Annotated in this window: 5 protein-coding genes; all 5 read right to left on the bottom strand. The window is 61.9% G+C overall.

Going from position 1 to position 5,913, the window contains the following annotated elements; genetic code table 11:
• Positions 1-27: 27 nt before the first annotated feature.
• A complete protein-coding gene (locus PMI23_RS25405) occupies positions 28-588 on the bottom strand; it encodes a phosphonate degradation HD-domain oxygenase (protein ID WP_007912984.1) in 561 nt (186 codons plus the stop codon).
• A complete protein-coding gene (locus PMI23_RS25400; protein ID WP_007912986.1) occupies positions 585-1,721 on the bottom strand; it encodes a TIGR03364 family FAD-dependent oxidoreductase in 1,137 nt (378 codons plus the stop codon). Before PMI23_RS25400 ends, PMI23_RS25405 begins: the two co-directional genes overlap by 4 nt.
• Before the next feature lie 142 nt (positions 1,722-1,863).
• Positions 1,864-2,889, bottom strand: a complete 1,026-nt coding sequence (locus PMI23_RS25395; protein ID WP_007912988.1) for a putative 2-aminoethylphosphonate ABC transporter substrate-binding protein — start codon at positions 2,887-2,889, stop codon at positions 1,864-1,866.
• Between the two features lie 36 nt (positions 2,890-2,925).
• A complete protein-coding gene (locus PMI23_RS25390; protein WP_007912990.1) occupies positions 2,926-4,650 on the bottom strand; it encodes a putative 2-aminoethylphosphonate ABC transporter permease subunit in 1,725 nt (574 codons plus the stop codon).
• Positions 4,650-5,726, bottom strand: coding sequence for a putative 2-aminoethylphosphonate ABC transporter ATP-binding protein (locus PMI23_RS25385; RefSeq protein WP_007912992.1), 1,077 nt, complete (start codon positions 5,724-5,726; stop codon positions 4,650-4,652). Before PMI23_RS25385 ends, PMI23_RS25390 begins: the two co-directional genes overlap by 1 nt.
• Positions 5,727-5,913: the final 187 nt, after the last annotated feature.

The raw sequence follows: 5,913 nt of genomic DNA, 5'->3' as shown, positions 1-5,913 counted from the left end.
GGGAGAGGGCTGGGGTGAGGGAGACAATCACTCAGCCAACAACAAAACCTCAGCCTTACGCTTGAGCACCGCCAGATCAATCACCGGCACCGCCCTCTCCTTGGCCAACTCATCCCACTGCCGCATCCGCAAACTCACCGCACACAACGGATCCCGCTCAAACACATCCGCCTCAGCCGCGGTCATCACCCCGCCCTGATACTCCAGCGTCCGCCGACTCGCCTCACTCAAGCGCTCGAAATATCCCGGCTCACGCAACGTCAGATACCGCTTGGCCTGCACGTGATACTCCACCAGCCGCGCCATGCGCTCGCTGAAACCGGCCTCACGCAAATAATCCGCGCCCAGCCGTTCATGACTGACCACGCCATAACCGCCCATATTCTCCGCGCCCTCGGCACACAAATGGCCGATGTCATGAAAGAACGCCGCCAGCACCACTTCGTCATCGAAGCCTTCGGCGATCGCCAGTTCGGCGGTCTGGGACATGTGTTCGATCTGCGACACCGGTTCGCCGATGTAATCACTGGTGCCAAAGCGTTCGTACAGCCCGAATACCCGCGCGACGACTTGCTCGTGAGCTGTCATTCAATTTCCTCCAGCGACTGCGCAACATTGCGCTCGGCCAGCGCCGGGCCGACGCTCATGCCGACACCGGTGTGCATCAGCGCCACACTCAATCCCGCTGCCGGGCGCAGCAACGAAAACGGCCCCGGCCCCCGGGAACCATAGACGCCCTGCCAGCGCTCGACCACTTGCACCTTGCAGCCCAGCGTCTGCTCGGCGAGTTCAAGCATCCAGTTATCCACTTGCTCGGCGTTGAACGGTGAAGGGTCGCTGCCGTAATGGTGCGAGTCGCCGATGATCAGCTCGCCGTACGGCGTCGGGCTGATCAGCAGGTGAATGCCGTTGTCGTGCAGGTGCGGTTGCTCACGGAGGATCTGTGCCTGCACCGCCGCCGCTTCCGGCAGATCGGCGAAAGCGCCGTAGTGCACGCAACTCAAACCGGTGAGCAAGGCGTGTTGCAGATTCAGCTCGGTCGCAGGTTTGGCGCGGAGCATTTGCAGGCGACAGATTTGCGGGTCGAGCGCAGCGATCGGCTCGGCCAGCAGGGTTTGATAATCGTGGCCGGAGCAGACGATGATCTGCTTCGCCGTGAAGCTGCCGGCGGTGCTGTGCAGGTGGCCGGGTTCGACGTCGCGCACTAACGTGGAAAAATGAAAATCCACGCCAAGGTCGCGGCGCAGATAATCGATCAGTGCCGGAATCGCTTCCCGTGAGTACAGCTGTTGATCGTCCATGCCGTGCAACGCGGCGCGGTGGTGGCGGAACTGGCCGTGATACAGATCGCGCAAGGCAGCGCCGCGCAGCAACTGGATGTTGTAACCGTGTTCCACGGCGCGACCGTTGCAGAAGGCTTCGAGCAGATGTTCTTCGGCTTCAGTGCGGGCGAACAGATAGGAACCGTTGCGCTTGATTTGCAAACCGGCGAGCTGCGCCCAATCACCCCAGATCTCGCGGCTGGCCTTGGCCAGTTCGAGCATGGTGCCCGGAGGCTGGCCGGTGACCAGGGCCTGGCCGAAGTTGCGCACCGAGGCGCCGAGGGGCGTGGCTGTGCGTTCAAAAACGGCGACTTTTAGGCCGCGTTTGGCGGCGGCATAGGCGTGCGATAGGCCGAGAATGCCAGCGCCTACGATGAGCAGGTCTTTGTGTTGTGTCATTTAGAGGTGCTCTGAAAGAGAGGCCGTCATCGCTGGCAAGCCAGCTCCCACAGGTATCGAGGTGTTCCCAAAATTCGTGTTCACCGCAAAACCCTGTGGGAGCTGGCTTGCCAGCGATGAGGCCCGGTCAGACTACGAAGATTTACTTGGCCGCAACTTTCTCGGACTTGCCGTCATAACGTTTGCGCCACTCGGTCAAAATCTCGTCGCGATTCTTCGAGGCCCAGGCAAAGTCGTTCTTGATCAGGCGCTGCTCGTAATCCGCCGGCAATTCGGTCTGCGGCTTGGCGATACCCGGTTGCGCGAGGACAGCGAAGTTCTCCTTGTACAGATCCATCGCCTCAGCACTCGCCGAGAAGTCAGCCAGTTTCTTCGCGGCCTCTTCATGCGGCGTACCTTTGATCACCGCAGTCGCTTCGATCTCCCAGCCCAGGCCTTCCTTCGGCAGGATGATGTCCAGCGGCGCACCCTGACGCTTCAGCTGAACCGCCGGATATTCAAAGGAAATCCCGATCGGAAACTCGCCCGCCGCCGCCAGCTTGCAAGGTTTGGAACCGGAGTGAACGTACTGGCCGATGTTCTGGTGCAGACCGTCCATGTAGGCCCAGCCCTGTTTCTCGCCGAAGGTTTGTAGCCAGGCACTGACGTCGAGGAAACCGGTGCCGGACGACGCCGGATTCGGCATGACGATCTTGCCCTTGTACTCAGGTTTGGTCAGGTCCTGCCAGCTCACGGGCTTGGTCAGGCCCTGCTTCTCGGCTTCGACGGTGTTGAAGCAAATGGTCGCGGCCCAGACATCCATTCCGACCCAGGCTGGCGGGTTGGCAGCGTCGCGGTAATTCGCGCCGATCTTGCCGAGGTCCTTCGGCGCGTAGCTTTGCAGCATGCCTTGCTGGTCGAGGATTGCCAGGCTCGAAGCGGCCAGGCCCCACACCGCGTCAGCCTGTGGACGGGCCTTTTCGGCGAGCAGTTTGGCGGTGATGATCCCGGTGGAATCACGCACCCATTTGATTTCGACGTCCGGGTTGGCCTTTTCGAAGGCTTCTTTGTAGGACTTCAGCTGCTCGGCTTCGAGGGCGGTGTACACCGTCAACTCGGTTTTTGCCGCGAAGGCATTCAGGCTGAAAGTAGCGAGCACAGCAGCGGCCAGGGCCATAGGCTTGAACATGATCGTTTTCCTGTAATGAGTTGAACGGGGTTGGAATCAGTGACCGGGCGCGGTTTGCCGCCAGGCTTGAGAACGGCGCAGCAAGCCGCGCGAAGCCCACGCCAGCAGCAAGGACACGCCCGCCGAGGTGAACAGAATCAGGGTCGACATCGCCGCCGCGCCGCCGACGTTGCCGGCGTCATCCATGTTCAGCACCGCCACCGCCGCGAGGATGGTGTCGGGGCTGTAGAGGAAGATCGCCGCGGAAACGGTGGTCATCGCCGAGACGAACAGGTAGCGCACAATGTCGAGCAGCGCCGGCAGGCAGATCGGCACGGTGACACGCAGGTAATGCCGATACAGCGGCGCCTTCAGCGACAGTGCAGCCGCTTCGAACTCGGCGTCGAGTTGGCGCAACGCGGTGGTTGCAGTCATTTGTGCAGTGGTCAGGTAGTGCGCAATGGTGCAGACGATCAGCAGCGTCATCGTCCCGTACAGCACGTGCAGCGGGTTGCCAGTGAGGTTGAAGAAGAAGACGTAACCCAAGCCGAGCACCAGCCCCGGCACCGCCATCGGCACAAAACTGAGCATGCGCAACGCCAGGTTGAGGCCGCGTTGGCTGCGGGTTTTCTCCATCAGGTAAGCGCCGGTAAAGATCAGCACGCTGCCGATCAGTGCCGTGCCCAACGCCATTTTCAAACTGTTGCTGTAGGCCAGCCAGCCACCGCCAGCGGTTTCGTTGAACTGGTAATGATTGAGCGACAGCGAAAGGTTGTACGGCCAGAACTTTACCAAGGAGGAGAACACCGCCATGCCGAACACCAGAATCAACGCGGCGCTGATCAGCAAGACAATCGCCAGATAGCAGCCATCGCGCAACTTCGACGGCGCCGGTTTGAACACCTGCGCCCGACCGCTCATGGAATCGCCGTGACGCCGACGCAACCAGGCATCGACACCGAAGCTGAACAGCGCCGGCAGCAACAGCACCATGCCGATCAACGCGCCGCGACCGAATTGTTGTTGGCCGACCACGGCTTTGTAGGCCTCCAGCGCCAGCACTTGATAGTCGCCACCGACCACCACCGGCACACCGAAATCGGTGATGGTCAGGGTAAACACCAGACAGAACGCGGCAAACACAGCCTGGCGAGTGGCCGGCCAGGTGATGCTGCGAAACGCCTTGGCCGGGCTGGCGCCCATGCTCGACGCTGCATCGAACAGTCGCGCATCGGCCAGCGACAACGCCGAGAGCAGAATCATCAACGCATGGGGAAAGGTGTAAATCACTTCACCCAGCACAATCCCCCAGAACCCATAGATGTTGTCCGAGAGCAGCCCGCGCAACATGCCCTGGTTACCGAACAGATAAACCAGCGCAATGCCCGGCAGCATCGACGGCGCCATCAGCGGCAGCAGGGAAATCCCGCGCCAGATGCCCTTGGCCGGAATCATCGTGCGTTGCAAGGCGTAGGCAAACAGGTAAGCCAGCGGTACAACGATGGCCGCGACGCTGAGGGACACTTTCAGGCTGTTGCCGAGCAGCCAGTGGAAATTCTCGCTGGTCACCAACTCCTTCGCCGCGACCCAGCCACCGCCCTGCCCGGCCTCACTGCTGAAGCCACGCCAGAAGATCGCCAGCAACGGCAGCAATACCGCGACGCCGAGTAACAGCAGCAAGAGCACTTTGCCGCCGACGACAAAAATGCGATCGCCGATCTCGGCTTTCGAAGTCTGGCGCACCTGCTTGTGCGGTAGCGGCAGCGCGAGGTTGCTGTTCATCAGGCAAACACCTGCAGGCTGCGCGGCGGCAAGGCGACCATGATTTGCTGGGCGCCGAGGCGCGGCATGGCTTCCGGGGCGAGTTCGGCGAGCAAGGCGTGGCCGGGCAACTGATCGAGTTCGAAGCTCATGCGGCAGCGATTGCCGAGAAAGGTGATCTCGCGGACTTTGGCCGGGAACAGGTTCTCTTCGTGCACCGGTGGATTGACGTTGATCGCTTCCGGGCGGCAGAACAAACGGCCCGAGGCGCGCTGGATGCTGCCGTCGCTGAGGCGCAGATTCATCCCGCCGACCTGCGCGTGAGTGTCGCTGCTGCGCTGGAACGGCAACCAGTTGCCCTGGCCGACAAACTCAGCCACGAACGGCGTGGCCGGGCGGTTGTAGATTTCCTGCGGGGTGGCGTACTGCTCGACGCGGCCGTTGTTCATCACGGCGATACGGTCGGCCATCAGCATGGCTTCGTCCTGATTGTGCGTGACCATCAGTGTGGTGATGCCGAGGTTGCGCTGCAGTTGGCGCAGTTCAGTACACAGATGCTCGCGGACGCGGGCGTCGAGGGCCGACATCGGTTCGTCGAGCAACAGCAGCGACGGTGCCGGCGCCAAGGCCCGAGCTAGAGCAACGCGCTGTTGCTGGCCGCCGGACAACTGGCCGGGGTACTTTTTCTCGCTGCCGGTGAGGCCGACCAGTTCCAGCATCTGCCCGACGCGGCGGCGCACTTCATCGCGACCGCTGCCGGCGAGGCCGTAGGCAATGTTCGCTTCGACCGTCAGATTGGGGAACAGTGCGTAGGACTGGAACAGAATCCCGTAGTCGCGGGCTTGTGGGGCGAGATGCGAGACGTCGCGGTCACCGAGGTACAGCTCGCCGCTGTCCTGCTTCTCCAGACCGGCGATGCAGCGCAGCAAGGTGGTTTTGCCGCAGCCCGACGGGCCGAGCAGGCACACCAGTTCACCGGCGGCGACGTCGAGGGAGACGTTATCCAGCGCAGTGAACGCGCCGAAGCGTTTCTGCACGCCGCGCACTTTCATCGGCGCACCGGGATTGGTCAGGGCAGTTGCGATGGCAGGATTCATGGACAGACCTCATCAAGCAGATGGGGCCAATCCTAGAGTTGTAATGCGTCCGTCATGTGGCAGTGAGGCAAAAACCGCCGATAGTGGTATTCGGGGATTTTGGTTCACCAGAGATCGTTCCCACGCTCTGCGTGGGAATGCCTCATCGGACGCTCCGCGTTCGGCTGTTGGGACGCAGAGCGTCCCG

This window comes from Pseudomonas sp. GM24 (assembly GCF_000282235.1).
In the GTDB taxonomy this organism is placed as follows: Bacteria; Pseudomonadota; Gammaproteobacteria; order Pseudomonadales; family Pseudomonadaceae; genus Aquipseudomonas.
Note: the sequence above shows the minus strand (reverse complement) of the source record. Positions and strands in the feature narration are given on the sequence as shown.